This window comes from Haloglomus salinum (assembly GCF_024298825.1).
Classification (GTDB): Archaea; Halobacteriota; Halobacteria; order Halobacteriales; family Haloarculaceae; genus Haloglomus; species Haloglomus salinum.
In genome coordinates, this window is sequence record NZ_CP101153.1 from 1216490 (window position 1) to 1234938 (window position 18449).

General features: G+C 66.0%; 14 protein-coding genes, 2 tRNA genes and 3 rRNA genes. 11 read left to right on the forward strand and 8 right to left on the reverse strand.

The features are described from left to right. Positions 1 to 110: 110 nt before the first annotated feature. The 4 genes from NL115_RS05940 (at position 111) to NL115_RS05955 (ending at position 3726) form a co-directional block, all read left to right on the forward strand. Positions 111 to 1502, forward strand: coding sequence for an MFS transporter (locus NL115_RS05940; protein ID WP_350355303.1), 1392 nt, complete (start codon positions 111 to 113; stop codon positions 1500 to 1502). 61 nt (positions 1503 to 1563) lie between these two features. Beyond that, positions 1564 to 2514: a sodium:calcium antiporter gene (locus tag NL115_RS05945; protein ID WP_254832274.1), complete on the forward strand. Its 951-nt coding sequence runs from the start codon at positions 1564 to 1566 to the stop codon at positions 2512 to 2514. 47 nt (positions 2515 to 2561) lie between these two features. Further along, positions 2562 to 3395 (forward strand): ParA family protein, encoded by an 834-nt coding sequence (locus tag NL115_RS05950; protein WP_254832275.1) that lies wholly within the window; start codon positions 2562 to 2564, stop codon positions 3393 to 3395. Position 3396: 1 nt separating this feature from the next. After that, on the forward strand, positions 3397 to 3726 hold the full coding sequence (locus tag NL115_RS05955) for a hypothetical protein (protein ID WP_254832276.1): 330 nt from the start codon (positions 3397 to 3399) through the stop codon (positions 3724 to 3726). Positions 3727 to 3836: 110 nt separating this feature from the next. Here NL115_RS05955 and NL115_RS05960 read toward each other — a convergent pair. From NL115_RS05960 to NL115_RS05990, 7 genes are all read right to left on the reverse strand, one after another. Continuing rightward, positions 3837 to 3912: transfer RNA gene (locus NL115_RS05960), tRNA-Cys, on the reverse strand. 93 nt (positions 3913 to 4005) lie between these two features. Beyond that, positions 4006 to 5199, reverse strand: coding sequence for an acyl-CoA dehydrogenase family protein (locus NL115_RS05965; RefSeq protein ID WP_254832277.1), 1194 nt, complete (start codon positions 5197 to 5199; stop codon positions 4006 to 4008). Positions 5200 to 5427: 228 nt separating this feature from the next. Then, positions 5428 to 5549: ribosomal RNA gene (gene rrf, locus NL115_RS05970) — 5S ribosomal RNA — on the reverse strand. A 114-nt stretch (positions 5550 to 5663) separates the two neighbouring features. Beyond that, positions 5664 to 8578: ribosomal RNA gene (locus NL115_RS05975) — 23S ribosomal RNA — on the reverse strand. A gap of 194 nt (positions 8579 to 8772) precedes the next feature. After that, positions 8773 to 8844: transfer RNA gene (locus NL115_RS05980), tRNA-Ala, on the reverse strand. A 96-nt stretch (positions 8845 to 8940) separates the two neighbouring features. Then, a 16S ribosomal RNA gene (locus NL115_RS05985) occupies positions 8941 to 10412 on the reverse strand. The 16S, 23S and 5S rRNA genes sit together here with 1 tRNA gene alongside, the layout of an rRNA operon. A 693-nt stretch (positions 10413 to 11105) precedes the next feature. Then, positions 11106 to 11414, reverse strand: coding sequence for a non-histone chromosomal MC1 family protein (locus NL115_RS05990; RefSeq protein WP_254832278.1), 309 nt, complete (start codon positions 11412 to 11414; stop codon positions 11106 to 11108). A gap of 311 nt (positions 11415 to 11725) precedes the next feature. Here NL115_RS05990 and NL115_RS05995 point away from each other — a divergent pair, with 311 nt between their 5' ends. The 4 genes from NL115_RS05995 (at position 11726) to NL115_RS06010 (ending at position 15311) form a co-directional block, all read left to right on the forward strand. After that, positions 11726 to 11923 (forward strand): hypothetical protein, encoded by a 198-nt coding sequence (locus NL115_RS05995; protein WP_254823863.1) that lies wholly within the window; start codon positions 11726 to 11728, stop codon positions 11921 to 11923. A 63-nt stretch (positions 11924 to 11986) separates the two neighbouring features. Then, on the forward strand, positions 11987 to 13048 hold the full coding sequence (locus NL115_RS06000) for a quinone-dependent dihydroorotate dehydrogenase (RefSeq protein WP_254832279.1): 1062 nt from the start codon (positions 11987 to 11989) through the stop codon (positions 13046 to 13048). 81 nt (positions 13049 to 13129) lie between these two features. Next, on the forward strand, positions 13130 to 13888 hold the full coding sequence (azf, locus tag NL115_RS06005; RefSeq protein ID WP_254832280.1) for an NAD-dependent glucose-6-phosphate dehydrogenase Azf: 759 nt from the start codon (positions 13130 to 13132) through the stop codon (positions 13886 to 13888). Between the two features lie 421 nt (positions 13889 to 14309). Beyond that, on the forward strand, positions 14310 to 15311 hold the full coding sequence (locus tag NL115_RS06010; RefSeq protein WP_254832281.1) for a replication factor C small subunit: 1002 nt from the start codon (positions 14310 to 14312) through the stop codon (positions 15309 to 15311). Positions 15312 to 15378: 67 nt separating this feature from the next. On the opposite strand, the gene NL115_RS06015 is transcribed toward NL115_RS06010, so the two are convergent. Next, positions 15379 to 16002 carry a hypothetical protein gene (locus tag NL115_RS06015; protein ID WP_254832282.1) on the reverse strand — a complete coding sequence of 208 codons (624 nt, stop codon included), beginning with the start codon at positions 16000 to 16002 and terminating at the stop codon, positions 15379 to 15381. Positions 16003 to 16192: 190 nt separating this feature from the next. Between NL115_RS06015 and thrC the strand changes: the two genes are divergently transcribed. The 3 genes from thrC (at position 16193) to NL115_RS06030 (ending at position 18399) form a co-directional block, all read left to right on the forward strand. Beyond that, on the forward strand, positions 16193 to 17521 hold the full coding sequence (gene thrC / locus NL115_RS06020) for a threonine synthase (RefSeq protein ID WP_254832283.1): 1329 nt from the start codon (positions 16193 to 16195) through the stop codon (positions 17519 to 17521). Between the two features lie 122 nt (positions 17522 to 17643). Beyond that, positions 17644 to 18033 carry a hypothetical protein gene (locus NL115_RS06025; RefSeq protein WP_254832284.1) on the forward strand — a complete coding sequence of 130 codons (390 nt, stop codon included), beginning with the start codon at positions 17644 to 17646 and terminating at the stop codon, positions 18031 to 18033. Between the two features lie 87 nt (positions 18034 to 18120). After that, positions 18121 to 18399: a hypothetical protein gene (locus tag NL115_RS06030; protein WP_254832285.1), complete on the forward strand. Its 279-nt coding sequence runs from the start codon at positions 18121 to 18123 to the stop codon at positions 18397 to 18399. Positions 18400 to 18449 lie beyond the last annotated feature (50 nt).

Below are 18449 nucleotides of genomic sequence, written 5' to 3' on the forward strand. Positions count from 1 at the left end.
ATACAGCCGACATTCTGGATTTGGACCAGAGATAGCAGAACTCTCAGCCGACCCCACGGCCACTACCGCTCCGGAGTCGTGACCCGGGAGTCTACATAGCGCTCCGGAGCATCGCTTACGGTCCCCCCACTCCACCACCTGATATGTCGACCGACCGGGGGTCGGGCGCGCTGGCCGCGTTCCGTCAGTTCCTGTCGCTCGAACGCGACGTGCTCACGCTCTCGCTCGCGATGTTCGCGTTCAGTCTCGCCTTCCAGATGACCGGGCGCTACGTCCCCGAGTACCTGCGCGTGCTGGGCGCGAGCGCGACGGTGGTCGGGTTGTACGGGAGCGTCGGCAACCTCATCGGTGCGCTCTACCCCTACCCGGGGGGTGCGCTCTCGGACCGCATCGGCTCGCGGCTCGCGCTCACCCTGTTCGGTGTCGTCGCCACGCTCGGATTCGGGCTGTGGGCGCTCGCGCCCGCGCTCGAACTCACGGTGGGCGTGCTCGTGATTCCGGCGTGGGCGTGGGTGTTCGTCGGGCTGTTCCTCGCGCAGGCGTGGAAGTCGTTCGGCCTCGGTGCGACCTTCGCGGTCGTCCGGCAGTCGGTCCCGGACGCGGAGCTAGCGTCCGGGTTCGCCGCGACGGAGACGTTCCGGCGGGTCGGGTTCCTCGTCGGGCCGCTGCTCGCCGCGGCGCTGCTCGCCGTGACGCCCGGCTTCGTGAGGGGTTTCCAGCGCGTCCTCGTTCTCGCCGTGGCGTTCGGTGCCGTCGCGACCGTGGCCCAGCACGTGCTGTACGACGCGAGCGAGGACACCATCGGGGACGCCTTCGCTGGCATCGGGGCCATCGCCGACGACCTCCGGTCGCTGCCCGACCCGTTGCGCCCCCTGCTCGTCGCGGACACGCTCGTCCGGTTCGCCAACGGGATGGTGTACGTCTTCTTCGTCATCGTCGTCACCGACTTCCTCGCGGTGGGGCTAGAGACGCCGGCGCTGTCGCTGGCCGGGTTCACGCTCGCACCCATCACGCTCACTCCGGCAGCCTTCTTCGGCGTCCTCCTCGGGGTGGAGATGGTAGTCGCGCTGGTGAGCATGGTGCCGGTCGCCCGCCTCACCGAGCGCGTCGGCCTCAAGCCCGCCGTGGCGGTCGGGTTCGCCGTCTACGCCGTCTTCCCCGCGATGCTCATCGCCGCGCCCGCCGACCAGCTCGTCCTCGTCGCGCTCTTTGCCTTCTCCGGCCTGCGGTTCGCGGGCCTCCCCGCGCACAAGGCACTCATCGTCGGCCCCGCCGAGCGTGACGCCGGGGGCCGCGTGACGGGGTCGTACTACCTCGTCCGGAACACCGTGGTCATCCCGTCGGCGCTGCTCGGCGGCATCATCTACGGCCTCGACCGCGTGACCGTCGCCGGCACCGCGCTCGCCGGCCCGACGGTCGCGTTCGGCCTCGCCACCGTCGTCGGCCTCGCCGGGACGGGCTACTTCCTCGTCGCCGGCGAGGAGTTCGAGGCGTACACATAGCTGGCACGGGAGATGGTACGGAGACGGACACCACTAAACGCCGGCCGGTCGCACACGCGGTGTGGTCGCTACCGCACTCGCCCTCGACGCCGGCGCGGTCCTCCTCGGCATCGTGGCGCTCTGGCTCGGTGCCTCCCGGTTCGTCGCGGGCGCGAGCGACCTCGCCGCGCGGGTCGGGGTCCCGCCGCTCGTGGTCGGCCTCACCGTCGTCGCGCTGGGGACCTCCGCCCCGGAGTTCGCGGTCACCATCGACGCCGCGCTCGCCGGGCGGACGGACATCTCCGTCGCGAACGTCGTCGGGTCGAACGTGGTCAACCTCGGCATCGTGCTCGGGGGCGGCGCCGCCGTCCGCGCGATGCCGACGCCGGGCGCGCTGGTCCGGCGCGACGGCCCCGTGCTGGTGGGCGCGACCCTGCTCGTCGCCGCACTGATTGCCGACCTCCAGCTCGGCCGCGCCGAGGGCGTCGTCCTCGCCGTCCTCCTCCTCGCGTACCTCGGCCGGCTGGCCATCCGGGGTGCCGCTCGCGGGCCGGACCTCGGTGTCGACACACCGGTTCCCGAGCACCGGCCCGCCGTCGACGCCCTCTGGCTGCTGGGCGGGCTCGTCGCCATCGTGGTCGGCGCCGAGTTGCTCATCGAGGGCGCCGTCGGGCTCGCCGCAGCCGGCGGGCTGTCGGACTGGCTCATCGGCGAGACGGTCGTCGCGCTGGGGACCTCCGCACCCGAGATCGTGGCCAGCGTCGCCGCCATCCGCCAGGACCGCCTCGACGTCTCCGCTGGCAACGTCTTCGGCTCCTGCGTGGTGAATCTGCTCGGCGTGCTGGGCGTGGCGGCCGCGCTCCGCCCGCTGACGCTCGCACCCGTCGCGGTCGAGGCCACGCTCTGGCTCTGTGTCGTCACGGGACTCGCCGTGTTGCTGACCGTGACCCGGCGGGTCCTCTCGCGGGCCGAGGGAGCGCTGTTGCTGGCCGTCGGGCTGACCGACTGGCTGGTCGTGGCGCTGGTGGGATGAGCCCACGTAGCAAGCTATTAGGGCGCTATCGCAGAAGGGTCAGTCGAATGACGGAGCTAGTGACGTGGTCCGAGAGCGGGGGTGTCGGCAAGACGACCACGGCCATCAACCTGGGCGCTGCGCTCGGTCGCCGGGGTGACGACGTGTTGCTCGTGGACCTCGACCCCCAGCCCGCGAGCCTCACGGCCGCGGCCGGCCACGCCGAGGCCAAGACCGCCGACGGGGCGAACATCACGGACGTACTACTGGACGATGGGGACCTGCGTGAGCTGGTCATCGAGGACGAACCGTACGACCTCGTCCCCGGCCACGAGTCGCTCGCCTCACTGGAGAGTACGGCGCGCGCGGAGGGCATCTCGACCGCGGAGTTCCTGCTGCGCTCCTCGCTCGCACCCGTCACCGACGAGTACGACCACGTCATCATCGACCCACCGGCGACGCTGAACCTGCTGGTCGACAACGCGCTCATCGCGACCGGCAACGTCCTCGTGCCGATGGAGATGACGCGCAAGGGCGAGCAGTCCATCGGGGGCGTCCTCGACACGGTCGCGGCGCTCGAATCCCAACTCCAGCGCGCCCAGCCCGACTTCGCGCTCGAGGTCATCGGCGTCCTCCCGAACAAGGTCGAGGGCTCCAGCCTCAACCAGCAGGTCCGCGAGACGCTCGCGGCCGAGGCCGACGGCGTCCGAATCCTCCCGGTGACGGTCCCCGACTACAACGTCCTCGCGCAGGCGTGGGACGCGGGCCTCGACATCTTCCGGTACGACGAGGAGCACGGCCTCCGCGCGTACCAGGAGTCGTTGCTGGCGGCGTACGAGGACCTCGCGGCAATCGTCGCGGCGCACGGCGCGGACGAACAGCAGGCGATGGTGAACGACTGATATGTCCAAGGAAGACCGCTACTCACATCTCGGCGACGATATCGAGACGGAGACGACCGACAGCGAAGCGGCCGACGAGACGACCGACGGCGTCCGAGTGACCATCCAGGACGGTGACGAGGAGACCGTCCTGACGGTCGACCCCGACATCGCGTCGGCCGACGACGTTCGCGAGGCGGTCGAGAACGCCTCCAGCAGTCGGCGGGCCAGCGTCACGACCAGCGACCCCGGCCGCCTCGCACTCGAACTCGGCACGCTCGGCCCCCGGCTGGCGCTGAAGGGCGTCGAGTCGCTGTTCCAGATGGACCGAACGGACCGGGGAGAGAGATAACCGCGATACCCTCAATCCCTACCAGACTTCGTCGGAATAGGCCGGCAATACAGACTATTACCGAACCGTCGAGCGGATAGCGATGCCGCTGTCGTAGGGTCAGGAAGGAAAGCCATGGGCCGGATTTGAACCGGCGATATGCGGCTCTGCAGGCCGCCGCGTTCGGCCGGACTCTGCCACCATGGCCCGCACGCGTGACTAGTCCAACGGACGGCAAAAGCGTAGCGGTCCGGTGGGAGGTCGAACGGCCCCGACGACGATCGACGGAGCCGCCCGTCTCTAGTACGACCGCGGCAGCCCGAGCGTGTGCTCGGCGACGTGGTTGCGCATCATCTCCGTGCTGCCGGGCGCGACCTTGCCCAGGCGCGAGCCCTTCCACATCTCGATGACGGCGTAGTCACGCGAGAAGCCGTTGCCACCGTGGGTCTGGACCGCCACGTCGGTGGCGTCGTGGCCGACCTCCGTCGCGCGGAGCTTCGCCATGTTCGAGACCTCGGCGGTCTTCTTCGGGTCCGGCTCGTTATCGACCATCCACGCGGCCTTGCGCAGCAGGAGCTGGGCGGCCTCGAGCTTCGTCCAGGAGTCGGCGATGGGATGCTGGATGGCCTGGTGCGCGCCGATGGGCTGGTCGAAGACCTCGCGCTCCTTCGCGTAGTCGATGGCGCGGTTCAGGGCGCACTTGCCCGTCCCGATGGCGCCCGCGGAGCCGAGCAGGCGCTCGGGGTTGACCGTGTCGAACAGCTGGTAGAGGCCCATGCCCGGGGTGCCGACGACATCCTCCTCGTGGACGCGGACACCGTCGAACGAGAGCTCGAACTGCTTCTCCGGCGTGGGGATGCCGACGTCGAGTTCGCGCTTCTCCAGGTTCGGGTCGTCCGGGTCGACGAGGAACAGGGTGACCCCCTGCATCTTCGCCGCGTCGTCCTTCGAGTCCGTGCGCGCGACCGTCAACATCCGGTCGGCGTAGTCGACGCCGGAGATCCACTGCTTGGTCCCCTCGATGACGTACTCGTCGCCATCCTTCTCGGCAAACGTCGTCATGTTGGGCGCGTTGTGGCCCGCATCGGGTTCGGTCAGGGCCATCGCCCAGTTGGCGTCACCGTTGCAGATCTTCGGGAGCCACTCCTCCTTCTGCTCCTCACTCCCGTTCTCGACGAGCGTGATGCCGCCGAAGCAGACGTTCACGACGAACAGCATCTCCGCACCCATGCAGCCCTGGGTACACAGCTCCTCGACGATGGCGCTCAGTTCCCAGAACCCCATCCCCTCGCCGCCGTACTCCTGCGGGATGGCGGCGCCGAGGAACCCGGCATCCGCACAGTCGTTCCAGAACTCTTCCGGCTTCTTCCCCTCGGAGACCTCGAACCAGTACTCGTCGTCGTAGCCGGCCGCCACGTCGCGGGCCGTCTGACGGATCATGTCCAGCTCGGCCGTCTCCTCGAACGCAGGCGGGGTGGACTGTGTGGTGGTCACATGCGCACGCAGGTCTGCGTGTTCTATAAAGTTTCGCAACTAACAACGCCGGTAGTGTTTCCGGGCAGCCGAACATGTCCACCCGCGAGCGTTGCCACTGTTCGAGAATCGAGATTGGCGAGCGACACGGCTGGCGCTCACCAAGGACAGAAAGCCGAGTGACAGGGTTGTCACTCGGCGTGTGATGAACCGGAGAGAGACGGAAGCCCCTCTCCGTGAGTAATGAATGGCAGGCGGCGAACCGGTGTTCCCAGAGGCTCGCGCACTCCAGTACTGGCCGGAACGCTGGCGGGCTTAACTACCGTGTTCGGGATGGGTACGGGTGTGGCCCCGCCGCTGTGGCCGCCTTAACGCCGATCGACGGAATCGAACCGTCGTGATGCCAATATCGGTGGCGAGATCGCGTGTATTGAATGTGTGATTTCCAGTTAGCGCCTGGACCCGTTCACGGAGTCCGAAGGTATGATTGGTGGCTTTGGGCAGTTAGTTCTCGCGGGCTGAACACCTCGTTGCCTCGGTGCGTACACCCCGAGTCTATCGAACTCGTCTTCTACGAGCGCCCTCGGCGGTGCCTCTTTTCCAGGTGGGTTTCGAGCTTAGATGCGTTCAGCTCTTACCCCGTGTGGCGTAGCTGCCCGGCACATGCCCTCTCGGACAACCGGTACACCAGTGGCCACCGATCGTAGTTCCTCTCGTACTATACGATCGTTCCCGTCAGGCACCGTACACCCCCAGTAGATAGCAGCCGACCTGTCTCACGACGGTCTAAACCCAGCTCACGACCTCCTTTAATAGGCGAACAACCTCACCCTTGCCCGCTTCTGCACGGGCAGGATGGAGGGAACCGACATCGAGGTAGCAAGCCACCGGGTCGATATGTGCTCTTGCCGGTGACGACTCTGTTATCCCTAGGGTAGCTTTTCTGTCGTCAATGGCCCGCATCGGGCAGGCTCATTGGTTCGCTAGACCACACTTTCGTGTCAGCGTCGCTCGTTAGGAACGACACTGTCAATCCACCTTTTGCTCTTGCACTCTTCTTCGGGTTCCCGACCCGAATGAGGTGGACTTAGGGCGCGCTCGATATCATTTCGAGCGCGTACCGCCCCAGTCAAACTGCCCGGCTATCAGTGTCCTCCTCCCGGAGTGAGAGTCACAGTCACTGACGGGTAGTATTTCAGTGTTGTCTGGGTGGCCCGCTAGCGCGGGTACCTCTGTAACGACTCCTACCTATCCTGCACATCAGCGACCATGTCTCAGTGACAGCCTGCAGTAAAGCTCCATAGGGTCTTCGCTTCCCCCTGGGGGTCTCCAGACTCCGCACTGGAACGTACAGTTCACCGGGCCCAACGTTGGGACAGCGACGCTCTCGTTGATCCATTCATGCAAGCCGCTACTGAAGCGGCAAGGTACTACGCTACCTTAAGAGGGTCATAGTTACCCCCGCCGTTGACGGGTCCTTCGTCCCATTGTACTGGGTGTTCAGATACCCGCACTGGGCAGGATTCAGTGACCGTACGAGTCCTTGCGGATTTGCGGTCACCTATGTTGTTACTAGACAGTCGGAGCGTCCGAGTCACTGCGACCTGCTCATCTCCTGAGCAGGCATCCCTTATCGCGAACTTACGGGACCAGATTGCCGAATTCCCTAACGTCGGTTATTCCCGACAGGCCTTGCCTTTCGCTGGCACGAGTACCTGTGTCGGATCTCGGTACGGATTCTGCACTCGCCTTTTCACGGGCCCTAGGTTGAACCGGCTTGCGCTATCCTGCCGTTCGTCCGCTTCGTGCCATTACGGCTTCCACGGATTTTGACAGTTCGACCACGCGAAGGCGTGGTCCGGTCGACCCCAAGGCGTCGGCTTTCGATGTACAGAAGCGCTGGAATATTAACCAGCTTCCCAATTTGTCACGCTCGAATTACGACGTGACTTAGGACCGGCTAACCCTCGGTTGACGAACATTGCCGAGGAACCCTTACTCGTTCGGCCGTCGGGATTCTAACCCGACTATCGCTGCTACTATGACCAGGATTTTCCTCACCGGTCGGTCCACGCGAGCTCTCGCCCGTGCTTCCACCCAACCGGAGTGCCGACCTACGCGAGCACGATGTGAATCGTGCGGCTAGGTCTCGGTGATGGACTTGAGCCCCGATCATTTTGGGCGCCCCGAACCTCGGCCGGTAAGCTGTTACGCTTTTCTTAGAGGGTAGCTGCTTCTAAGCTCACCTCCCGGCTGTCTAGGGCTCGGGACCACCTTCGATCGCACTTAGTCCATACTTTGGGACCTTAACCCAGCTCTGGGTTGTCTCCCTCACGCTACGCAAGCTTACCCCGCGCAGCGGACTCCCTTCGTCCACGGCGTCCGTGAGTTCGGAGTTCGACAGGAGGTCCGACTCCTCTCGGAGTCGGTGCCCCCAATCGGTCGCTCTACCCCACGGACTACCTCAGAAGAGGTAATGCTTCGACATTTTTCGGTCGGAACCAGCTGTTTCCGGGTTCGATGGGCCTTTCACCCCTACACGTAGGTCACGAGAGGGTATTGTAGGACACCAACTCTAACGGGCCTCCACGTAGCTTTCGCCACGCTTCGCCCTGCCCACGCGTAGATCACCCGGTTTCGGGTCGTGTCCGTTTGACTCCCCGCACTTGAATACGGCGGCCCTCGCAATGCTGCGGCCATGTCGGTTTCCCTACGCCTCCCTGGATACTCCAGTTAGACTCGCCAAACAGACACACTCCCTGGTTCGTTTTTCAAAACGCACGATGAGACAGCGGCTCCCGAAGGTTTCTACTGTACCCTCGCGGGTAGGTCGTTTCCCGTCGGGCCTTTCGTGCCCCATCGCTCAATCGCTACCTGATTTCAGGCCCTATTGCACCTCCCTTCTCGGGGTGCTTTTCAGCGTTCGCTCACGCTACTTGTTCGCTATCGGTCTCAGAACGTATTTAGTCTTAGCAGACGATGTCTGCCAGCTTCACGAGGAATTTCCAATCCCCGCTACTCTGGAGCTGACGCACCAGCTACTGCACGACGATACGGGGTTGTCACCCTGTTTCACGCTCCGTTCCAGGAGACTTCTCGTCGAGGGTCGCTGGATGAGGGTCAGTCCGAACACCACATTGGCCGAAGCCTTCGGTTTGGACTGTGTCGCGTTCACTCGCGGTTAGTAACGACATCTCGGTTGATTTCTCTTCCTGCACCTACTGAGATGTTTCAATTCGGTGCGTTCCCCATTGCGCGAAGCAATTGCGGTGGGGATTCCCATTCGGACATCCCTAGTTCTTCGCCTCCGTGCGGCTCCCTAGGGCTTATCGCAGCTTGGCACGTCCTTCGTCGGCGTCTGAGCCGAGCCATCCACCAGGCAGCACAGTAGCCACGATGACTATAACTCGGACCCTGTGAACGGGTCCAGTGTGCGCCTGGAAATCACACGTACACGCGATCTCATCTGCAGCGTTGCGGGTGGGCAACCTGCATCAACCCTTCCCACTCACGCTTGCACGGAGTGGTGCATCGGTCTGTTACGGGAAAGCGCAGGACGCCACTTGAGGGCATCGCTTTGCTTCCCCGCAAACATGGACCCAGCGAGATTCGAACTCGCGGCATCCTCCTTGCAAAGGAGGCACTCTACCACTGAGCTATGGGCCCTTCGTCAGCCTTGACAGTTCTTAGGTGCTCGGTCGACCCTCGTCGAACGTCCGAAGCGAAAGGTGGGCCCACCACGATGGGTGGGTCCCGGTCATTAGGAGGTGATCCAGCCGCAGATTCCCCTACGGCTACCTTGTTACGACTTAAGCCCCCTTGCGGAGCCCAGATTCGACCTGGCAACCCAGGCCTCATCCGGACCCCACTCGGGTGCTTTGACGGGCGGTGTGTGCAAGGAGCAGGGACGTATTCACCGCGCGCTGCTGACACGCGATTACTACCGAATCCAGCTTCATGAGGGCGAGTTTCAGCCCTCAATCCGAACTACGATCGGGTTTAGGAGATTAGCTCCACCTCTCGGTGTCGCGTCCCATTGTCCCGACCATTGTAGCCCGCGTGTTGCCCAGCCCATTCGGGGCATACTGACCTACCGTTGCCCGTTCCTTCCTCCGCTTTGGCAGCGGCAGTCCCCCTAGTGTACCCAGCTATCTCGCGATACTGCTGGCAACTAGAGGTGCGGGTCTCGCTCGTTGCCTGACTTAACAGGACGCCTCACGGTACGAGCTGACGGCGGCCATGCACCTCCTCTCAACAGCGTCGGGTAAGGTCATCAACCTGACCGTCATGACTGTTGTCGGGGCTGGTGAGATGTCCGGCGTTGAGTCCAATTAAACCGCAGGCTCCTCCGGTTGTAGTGCTCCCCCGCCAATTCCTTTAAGTTTCATCCTTGCGGACGTACTTCCCAGGCGGCTCGCTTCACGGCTTCCCTACGGCACAGCGCAGGCTCGTAGCCTGCGCCACACCTAGCGAGCATCGTTTACGGCTAGGACTACCCGGGTATCTAATCCGGTTCGAGACCCTAGCTTTCGTCCCTCACTGTCGGATCCGTCTTCCGAAGGCGCTTTCGCCACCGGTGGTCCGTCCAGGATTACAGGATTTCACTCCTACCCCAGACGTACCCCTTCGGTCTTCCGGTCCCAAGCCGGAGGGTTTCCGCCGGACGCCCACTCGTTGAGCGAGTGGATTTCCCGACGGACCTCCCCGGCCAGCTACGGACGCTTTAGGCCCAATAATATCGGCTATCACTCGGGCTGCCGGTGTTACCGCGGCGGCTGGCACCGGTCTTGCCCAGCCCTTATTCCTGAACCACCTTAAGGTTCAGAAAAGCGAGGGCTCTATGCCCTCGCACTCGGTGTCCCCCTATCGCACTGACGTGCAGTGTAAAGGTTTCGCGCCTGCTGCGCCCCGTAGGGCCCGGACTCTTGTCTCAGAGTCCGTCTCCGGGTTCTTGCTCTCACAACCCGTACCGATTATCGGCACGGTGGGCCATTACCCCACCGTCTACCTAATCGGCCGCAGCCGCATCCTCCGGCGCCGGAGCGTTTCCCGCTTCCAGCACTCCAGCTCGGAAGCGGTATGACGGGTTAGCCTCAGTTTCCCGAGGTTATCCGTCTCCAGAGGGTAGCTTGGCCACGTGTTACTGAGCAGTTCGCCGCGGGTCTGAACCCGCACGACTCGCATGGCTAAATCGGACACCGATAGCAATAGCCTCCGGCAGGATCAACCGGAATGTGCCTCGCACAAGGCGAGGCGGGTTAAGGCGGGATGCTATCGGACGTTCGGTGACGATCGACCGAGTGTCACCGAACTGTCAAGGCTAACATCAGATTCCATCTTGACGGCGGACCGCAGGGGTGGAATCCTCATCTTCTTCGGACCTGAACGTTGTCCGGGATGGGTCATAAACCCACCGAACCTCGTTCGGGCCCGGGACGCCCCGTGAGGGCGCCCCGTTCACATTACCACCGAACGCCCGTTATCATATAAGGGCGTCGATGGCCTCCCGCCGCCCTGTGTCGATTCGGGCGGCAGGTGCGTACTTCAACCGAAACGCCCTGTGCCCCATAAGGGCGTCGGAACGTTTCGGCCAGCCACGGGGGCAGCCCCGGAACGAGTCCAGGGTGAGTGCCCCGCGGCGCTTCGCATTCCATTCGAGACCGGTGTTACACTTAACCCCGTCGGAGTGAACCCGCCGTGTGCCGGCGTTACACGGCACGTGTCGCCACGCCACGCTGGCGCGCGCCACCACCGCGAGAACCCGACACACATGTCACTGGAAGTAGGTGAGTGGTGTCGCGCGGCTGGAGGCCGAGCGGTCATCCCGCGCTGGCACGCCGTCCCGCCGGATGAGGGCCGCGCACTCGACGGTGCGGCCGCTGGCGGGTTAGCCCTTCGGGAGTTCACCGGAGAGAAGACGGCGAAGGTCAGATGGAGTCGAGGTGTTCGATACCCTTCTTCGAGACGTTGGCTTCAGTGATCTCGCTCGGCATCCAGCCGGGCTTGTCGTCGGGGGCGGTCTCGGTCCATGCCCAGCCGTCGTAGATGTGGACCTTCTTGGTCCCCTTCTCTCGGAGCCGGAGCTCGTGATGCTCGGCCTGCTGTTCACTCTTGGCCGGGTCCAGACGTCGGGCCGCCTTCAGTGCGGCCTGCCGTGGTGTCCGTCCGGAGAACACGCTTGTCTCGTTGCCGATGTCGTCCCGGAGCGCGAAGTTCCGCTTGTCGTCTTCGACCATTGGTTGTGACCTCCATGCGGGATGTCAACACCACCAAATATAAATATACCCCCCGAATCCGCCGCTCGGCGGGCGATTTCAGCCCGGTAGACCGGCGACTCGATGGGAGGACTGCCACATCCGGAGGGCCATGTCAGGTCGCTGCGTCGACCCTGCCCCGTGACACTCGCGAGGGTCCCGCTCCATCCTCGATAGCGCACGCGCGCGAGCACGCGAGAGAAGGTCCGCCACTCGACCGGAGGAAGCCGGATTCGGGGACGGGGCACGGTACACTTATGTATGCCGTGTGGTGAACTTGGCCCACGTACTCGATGGTTCGCAAGAAGAAGCTCTCTCCGAGTGGCGCGAAGGACGAGAACGGGGAGTACCACAACGTCCACGTCAATCTGCACGAGGACGAACTTGCCGTCGCCGGGATGGAGATCGGCGACGAAGTGTTCGTCCGCGTGCGCGACGGGAAGATTATCATCCAGAAGGCCGACCCGGACGAGGTCGAACACGAGTTCTGAGTCACGCCACCGAACCGACGCGGACCGCCGCGCTTATTCTCGCGCCACGCTGCCCAACGACCGATGGGACTCTCGCTCTACGACATCGTGAAGCCGCTCCTCTTCTCGCTCCCGACGGAGACAGCCCACGGGGTCGGAATCCACAGTCTCGCCGCCATCCAAGGGACGCCAGTCGAATCGCTCCTCCGGGACCGGCTGGTCGTCGACGACGACCGCCTCTCGGTCGAGGCGTTCGGCCAATCGTTCCCCTCGCCGGTCGGCGTCGCCGCGGGGTTCGACAAGAACGCCCACGTCGCACCCGCGTTGGCGGCGCTCGGCTTCGGCCACGTCGAGGTCGGCGGCGTCACCGCCGAACGGCAGGCGGGCAACCCCCGGCCGCGGATGTTCCGCCTGCCCGAGGACCACGCCATCATCAATCGCATGGGCTTCAACAACGACGGCGCCGACGCCATCGGCCCGCGCGTCTCCGAGCACGCGGCCGCGCTGGACGTCCCGGTAGGCGTCAACATCGGCAAGTCCAAATCCGCGCCGCTGGAGACGGCCGAGGACGACTACCTGTACACGTACGAGCGCGTCTCGGACGCGGACTTCTTCGTCGTCAACGTCTCCAGCCCCAACACGCCCGGCCTGCGGGACCTGCAGAACCGCGACCGCCTCGCGAGCATCCTCGGGACGCTCCGGGACGCGGGCGCCGACCCACTGCTCGTGAAGCTCTCCCCGGACCTGGGCGAGGGAGCCATCGAGGACGCCATCCACGTGGTGAACGACCTGGACCTCGACGGCATCGTCGCGACCAACACGACGACCCGGCGTCCGGCCTCGCTGCACTCCCCGGACGCGAGCGAGGACGGCGGCCTCTCCGGCGCGCCACTCGAACGCCACGCCACCGAGACGGTCCGCTTCGTCGCCGAGCGCACGGACGTCCCGGTCGTCGGCGTCGGTGGCGTCGCCTCGGCCGAGGGCGCCTACGCGAAGATTCGCGCAGGCGCACGCGTGGTTCAGTTGTACACCGGGCTCGTCTACGAGGGGCCGACGCTGGCGCGTGACATCAACCGTGGCCTGCTCGAGTTGCTGGAGCGCGACGGTTTCGACTCCGTCGCGGACGCGGTCGGGGCGGACCTGTAGCGGGCGTCGTCGGCACGCAGTAGCGACGGCGCGGACGACAACCACACGATACTTACTCCGGCCACGCTTCGACCTGACCGAATGGACGACACCGTGCTGCTGACCGGCGCCGGGGGGTACGTCGGTGGCGCAATCCTGGACGGTATCGGCGACGAGTACGACTGGCGCCTCCTCTATCACAACCCGCCGGCCGAGGAGCCGGACCACCCCTACATGGTCGGCGAGATCACCGAACCCGAGGACGCACGGGAGGCCTGCAAGGGCGTCGGCGCAGTCATCCACCTCGCCGGCGACCCCCGTCCCGACGCACCGTGGGACTCGGTGCTGGAGAACAACATCCACGGGACGAAGGTGATGTTCGACGCCGCGCTCGAGGCCGGCGTCGAGAAGTTCGTCTACGCCTCCTCCAACCACGCCGTCGGCCACTTCGAGACCGAGCGCAAGCCGGACCTCTACCAGCCCGAGGACGACTTCCGCCTCGACGGCACCGAACTCCCCCGCCCCGGCAACTTCTACGGCGTCTCCAAGGCGGCGGGCGAGACCCTGGGGCGCTTCTACCACGACGAGCACGACCTCTCCGTCTGCTGTATCCGTATCGGCAACCTCACCGAGGGGCACCCCCCCATCGACTACGAGCGCGGGCAGGCGATGTGGCTCTCCTATCCCGACTGCGCGCACCTGCACGCGTGCGCGCTGGAAGCCGACTACGGCTACGAGATCGTCTACGGCATCTCGGACAACGACCGCAAGTACTACTCGCTGGAGCGGGCGAAAGAGGCCCTCGGCTACGAACCCCAGGATAACTCCGCCGAGTGGGACGGGAAGGAGAAGGTCGCTTAGAGTACGCAATACAACCCAGGATATAACCCAAATAGGCGTTTTCCTATATAATAACAGATTTTCTGAACTTATCCGCCAGTTTTGAGCAACAGAGAGGGCGCTACCGAAGCCCTCGCACTCTCGACCGGTTGCGACTCGCTGTCGTCCGAAAGGCGGCAACGCCGCCTTTCGTGATGACGAGAGACGCTCCCGGCGTCTCTCGAACCGCGCGCGCTCGCTCCGCTCGCGTGCTTACTTCGTCTCACCGGGCCGAGGGCGCTCGCCCTTCGAGTCCGCCAGGAACGTGGTTCGTGTCCCGAGCGCGTCGCCCTGCCCTTCCCCGGGGGGCGCGGGACTCACTTCGTTCGGCCACGCGCGCCCGGCCCGTGGATTGTCGCGCCTCGCTCGGGCAATTGAAGTCGAGGGCCGGCGAGGGTCAGGTATGAGCGAACCCGGGGAGCCCGCCGCCGACGCGCCCGCGGCGTCCGAGCGCGGCCGGGAGGTCTGGATCGAGAAGTACCGCCCCCAGTCGCTGGACGACATCGTCGGGCAGGACACCATCGTCGAGCGGCTCAAATCCTACATTAACCGGCAAGATTTGCCCCATTTACTTTTTGCAGGGCCAGCAGGCGTGGGCAAAACCACCGCCTCGGTAGCCATCGCCAAGGAGATCTACGGCGAGGAGGACTGGCGGGAGAACTTCCTCGAGCTGAACGCCAGCGACCAGCGCGGCATCGACGTGGTCCGGGACCGCATCAAGAGCTTCGCGCGCGCGTCGTTCGGCGGCTACGACTACCGGGTTATTTTCCTCGATGAAGCGGACGCGCTCACCTCTGACGCGCAAGGAGCGCTCCGCCGGACGATGGAGCAGTTCTCCAACAACACGCGCTTCATCCTCTCGTGTAACTACTCCTCGCAGATCATCGACCCCATCCAGTCCCGGTGTGCCGTCTTCCGCTTCTCGCCGCTGGGTGACGACGCGGTCGAGGCCCAGATCCGCCAGATCGCCACGAACGAGGACATCGAACTCACGGAGGCCGGACTCGACGCGCTCGTCTACGCCGCGGGTGGGGACATGCGCAAGGCCATCAACGGGCTGCAGGCCGCGGCCGTGATGGGCGAGGCCGTCGACGAGGAGGCCGTCTACGCCATCACCTCGACCGCGCGTCCGGAGGAGATCAACGGGATGGTCCAGCGTGCGCTCGACGGCGACTTCACCGCCGCGCGCTCGAAACTCGACGAACTGCTGACGGAATCGGGTATCGCGGGCGGTGACATCATCGACCAGCTCCACCGCTCGGTCTGGGAGTTCGACATCGACGACGAGGCCGCGGTCCGGCTGATGGACCGGGTCGGTGAGGCCGACTACCGCATCACCGCGGGTGCCAACGAGCAGATCCAGCTGGAGGCGTTGCTCGCGTCGCTCGCGCTGGACGGAGAGTAGCGTGACCAGAGCTGTCGCTACGGAGCGAGCGGTCGGAAGAATCGGAGTCGGTCGGTAGTCGCTCGGTTCAGGCCGGGAGGCTGGGGCCGGGCAGGCTCGGGAGACCGGGAAGCTCCGGCAGGTCGTCACCAGGGAGGCCGGGACCCTCGGGCGGAGTCGGCAGGTCGTCGCCCGGCAGCCCGGGGACACCGCCGCCACCGGGGCTCTCGGTCGTCGTCTCGCAGGGGTTCGACGCGCCCTCCGGCGGGACCGTACACTCGATGGAGCCGCCGACGGTGTTGCCGGCCACGGAGACGTTACCACCGCCACCGAGGGTGCCCTCCTGGGCCTCGGCGTCGACACCGGCGCCACCGCCGGCGTTAGCCGCGACCGGGCCGCCACTGACGGAGACGCCGCCCTCACCGCTGCCGCCGGATGGGCCGGCCGCGACCGTCACGCCGCCGTCCGCACCGCCCTGGCTGGTTCCGCCACCGCCGGCGACCTCGACGCTCACGCCGTCGGCACCGCCGTCGACGTTCACCACACCGTCAGCGACGCCGCCGGTATCGCCACCGTCGGCGATACCGAGCCCGTCACCGATCCCGAGGCCGCCATCGTCACCCGCAGCAGCGGCCGGACTCGCAAGGAGCCCGAGCGCCACGAGTGCGGTTATCGTTGCTGTTGCCATCGTCCGGACGCGTGTGCGGTCCATGATACATACTATCGCCAATGTTGATTGACCGTGTAATTGGTGCCGTGACCCACCGGGCATTTAACTGAACGGTCAATGCAGGAGCACGGAACAAGTAGCCCGTCGCCGGGTCAGCGGCGAGGGAGCCTCAGCGGGAATCGCGGCCGCCGGTACCAATCGGTTTTTCCACGCGTGCCGCCCAACCTCGAGCATGACCGACCTGTCGCTCCCGGCCGAACCCGAGGTCCCCGATGTCACCACGGACGGCGTCTGGCTGGCCTGCATCGACTGTGGCGAGACGCACGCGCCGTTCGACGACATCATCTACACCTGTCCGGACTGCGGAGCGCTGCTGGAGGCCCGCTACGACTCGTACCCGGGCTTCGACGAGTTCGAGGGGCCGAAGTCGGTATGGCGCTACAGCGCCGCACTCCCCTTCCCGGAGGGCGTGACGCTCCCGGAGGGCGGCACACCGCTCCACCGCGTCCCACGCCTCGAAGACGACCTCGGGGTGCGCAACCTCCGCATCAAACACGAGGGCATGAACCCGACGGGGAGCTTCAAGGACCGCGGGATGACCGTCGGCGTGAAGGTCGCCGAGCGCCTGGGCGTGGACCGGCTCGCCTGTGCCTCGACCGGGAACACCTCGGCAGCGCTCGCTGCGTACGGCGGCCGCGCGGACCTGGAGACGCTGGTGCTCCTGCCGGCCGGAAAGGTCGCCGCCGGCAAGATCGCGCAGGCCGCGCTCCACGACGCGCGCATCCTGGAGGTCGAGGGGAACTTCGACGCGTGCCTCGACCGCGTGCAGGACCTGGCCGACCGCGGCGAGGCGTATCTGCTCAACTCGCTCAACCCCTTCCGGCTGGAGGGACAGAAGACCATCGGCCTCGAGATACTCGAGGAGTTCTACGAGGACCACGGCCGCTTCCCCGACCGCATCTGCCTGCCGGTCGGCAACGCCGGCAACACGGCGGCACTGTACAAGTGCTTCCGCGAGATGGTTCGGAGCGGCGACCTCGCCCCCGGCGACGTGCCCAGACTGACGGGCGTGCAGGCCGAGGGCGCGGCGCCGATGGTCGAGGCCATCGAGGAGGGCCTCGATGACACCCGCCGCTGGGACGACGTCGAGACCATCGCGACGGCCATCCGCATCGGCAATCCGGTCAACGCACCGAAGGCGCTCCCCGGCATCCGCGAGACGGGCGGCACCGCGGTCGCGGTGAGCGACGAGGAGATCACGACGGCCCAGCGCGACCTCGCGCGCGAGGGGGTCGGCGTCGAACCCGCATCGGCCGCGTCGGTCGCGGGCCTGCGCAAACTCCGCCGACAGGGCGAGGTCGACGCCGGCGAGGACGTGGTCTGCCTGACGACCGGCCACCTCCTGAAGGACCCCGACGCAGCCGCGAAAGCGGGCGCCGACCCCGAACCCGTCCCGAACGACACGGACGATATCCTCGCACACCTCGCGGGCGAGTCGGTCGCGGCCGGCGGAAGCGGGGACGCGGAGGGCCTGCTTGCACGGCTGAAGCGTCTGTTCTGAACGTGCCTCGCCACCCGTCACCGTCACGGCGGACGTTCCACCGGAAACGATGGCGTGCGGAGCGCCGACGGGCGTCAGACGGAGCCCGTGGGTACTTGTAACAGGGGTGCCCGCGACCCCGCATGGCCTCGACCGAGACCGACCCCGAGTCCGAGACGCAGTTCGTCCGGACGACGGGCCTCGAGGAGCAGCGACCGACCGACGAGCGCACGCGACTGCGCGCCCGGGTCGCGAACCTGGAGTCCGAGCTCGCACGCAAGGAGGCCGTCCTCGCCGAGCGCAACGAGGAGATCGCCCGCCTGCGCCACCGACTCGACCGCCGAGAGCAGGCGCTCGCCGAGCGCGAGGCCGACCTGAAGGCGGCACGCGAGGACCTCGAGAACGCCGAGGAATGGGCGGAGTTCCTCGACCGCGAACTGCGGGCCCAGCGCGACCGCGTCGGCTCGCTGGAGGCCCGCGTCGAGTCGCTGGAGTCGCGGTCGTTCTGGGACCGCCTGCGGGACCTCTTCTGACCTCGACCCGTCGGAAACGGTGGCTGCCAGCCGTCCGTCGCGTGTCTGACGGGCATTCTTGTCAGCTCGTACCATACCCACGAGCGGATGGCGTCACGCTCCCCCGAGGCCGCTGGGGACGGATGGGGGCACGACGACGAGGAACCGACCGCGACCGCACACCGGGACCCAGCGACAGGGCCCCCGGAGGACCGCCAGCGTCACCTGCGCGCACGGGTCGCCGAACTGGAGGCCGAACTGGACCGCAGCCACGACCGCGTTCAGCGGGTCATCGACCAGTACGAGTCAATCATCGACGGGCGACCGGCGGCGGAGTCCCGGAACCGGGGACCGCTGGCCCGTCTGCGGGACTGGCTCACGGGCTGACCGGCGGCGTTCGCACGCCGCCGGCGCCCACGACACGCACGTCGAGCGGC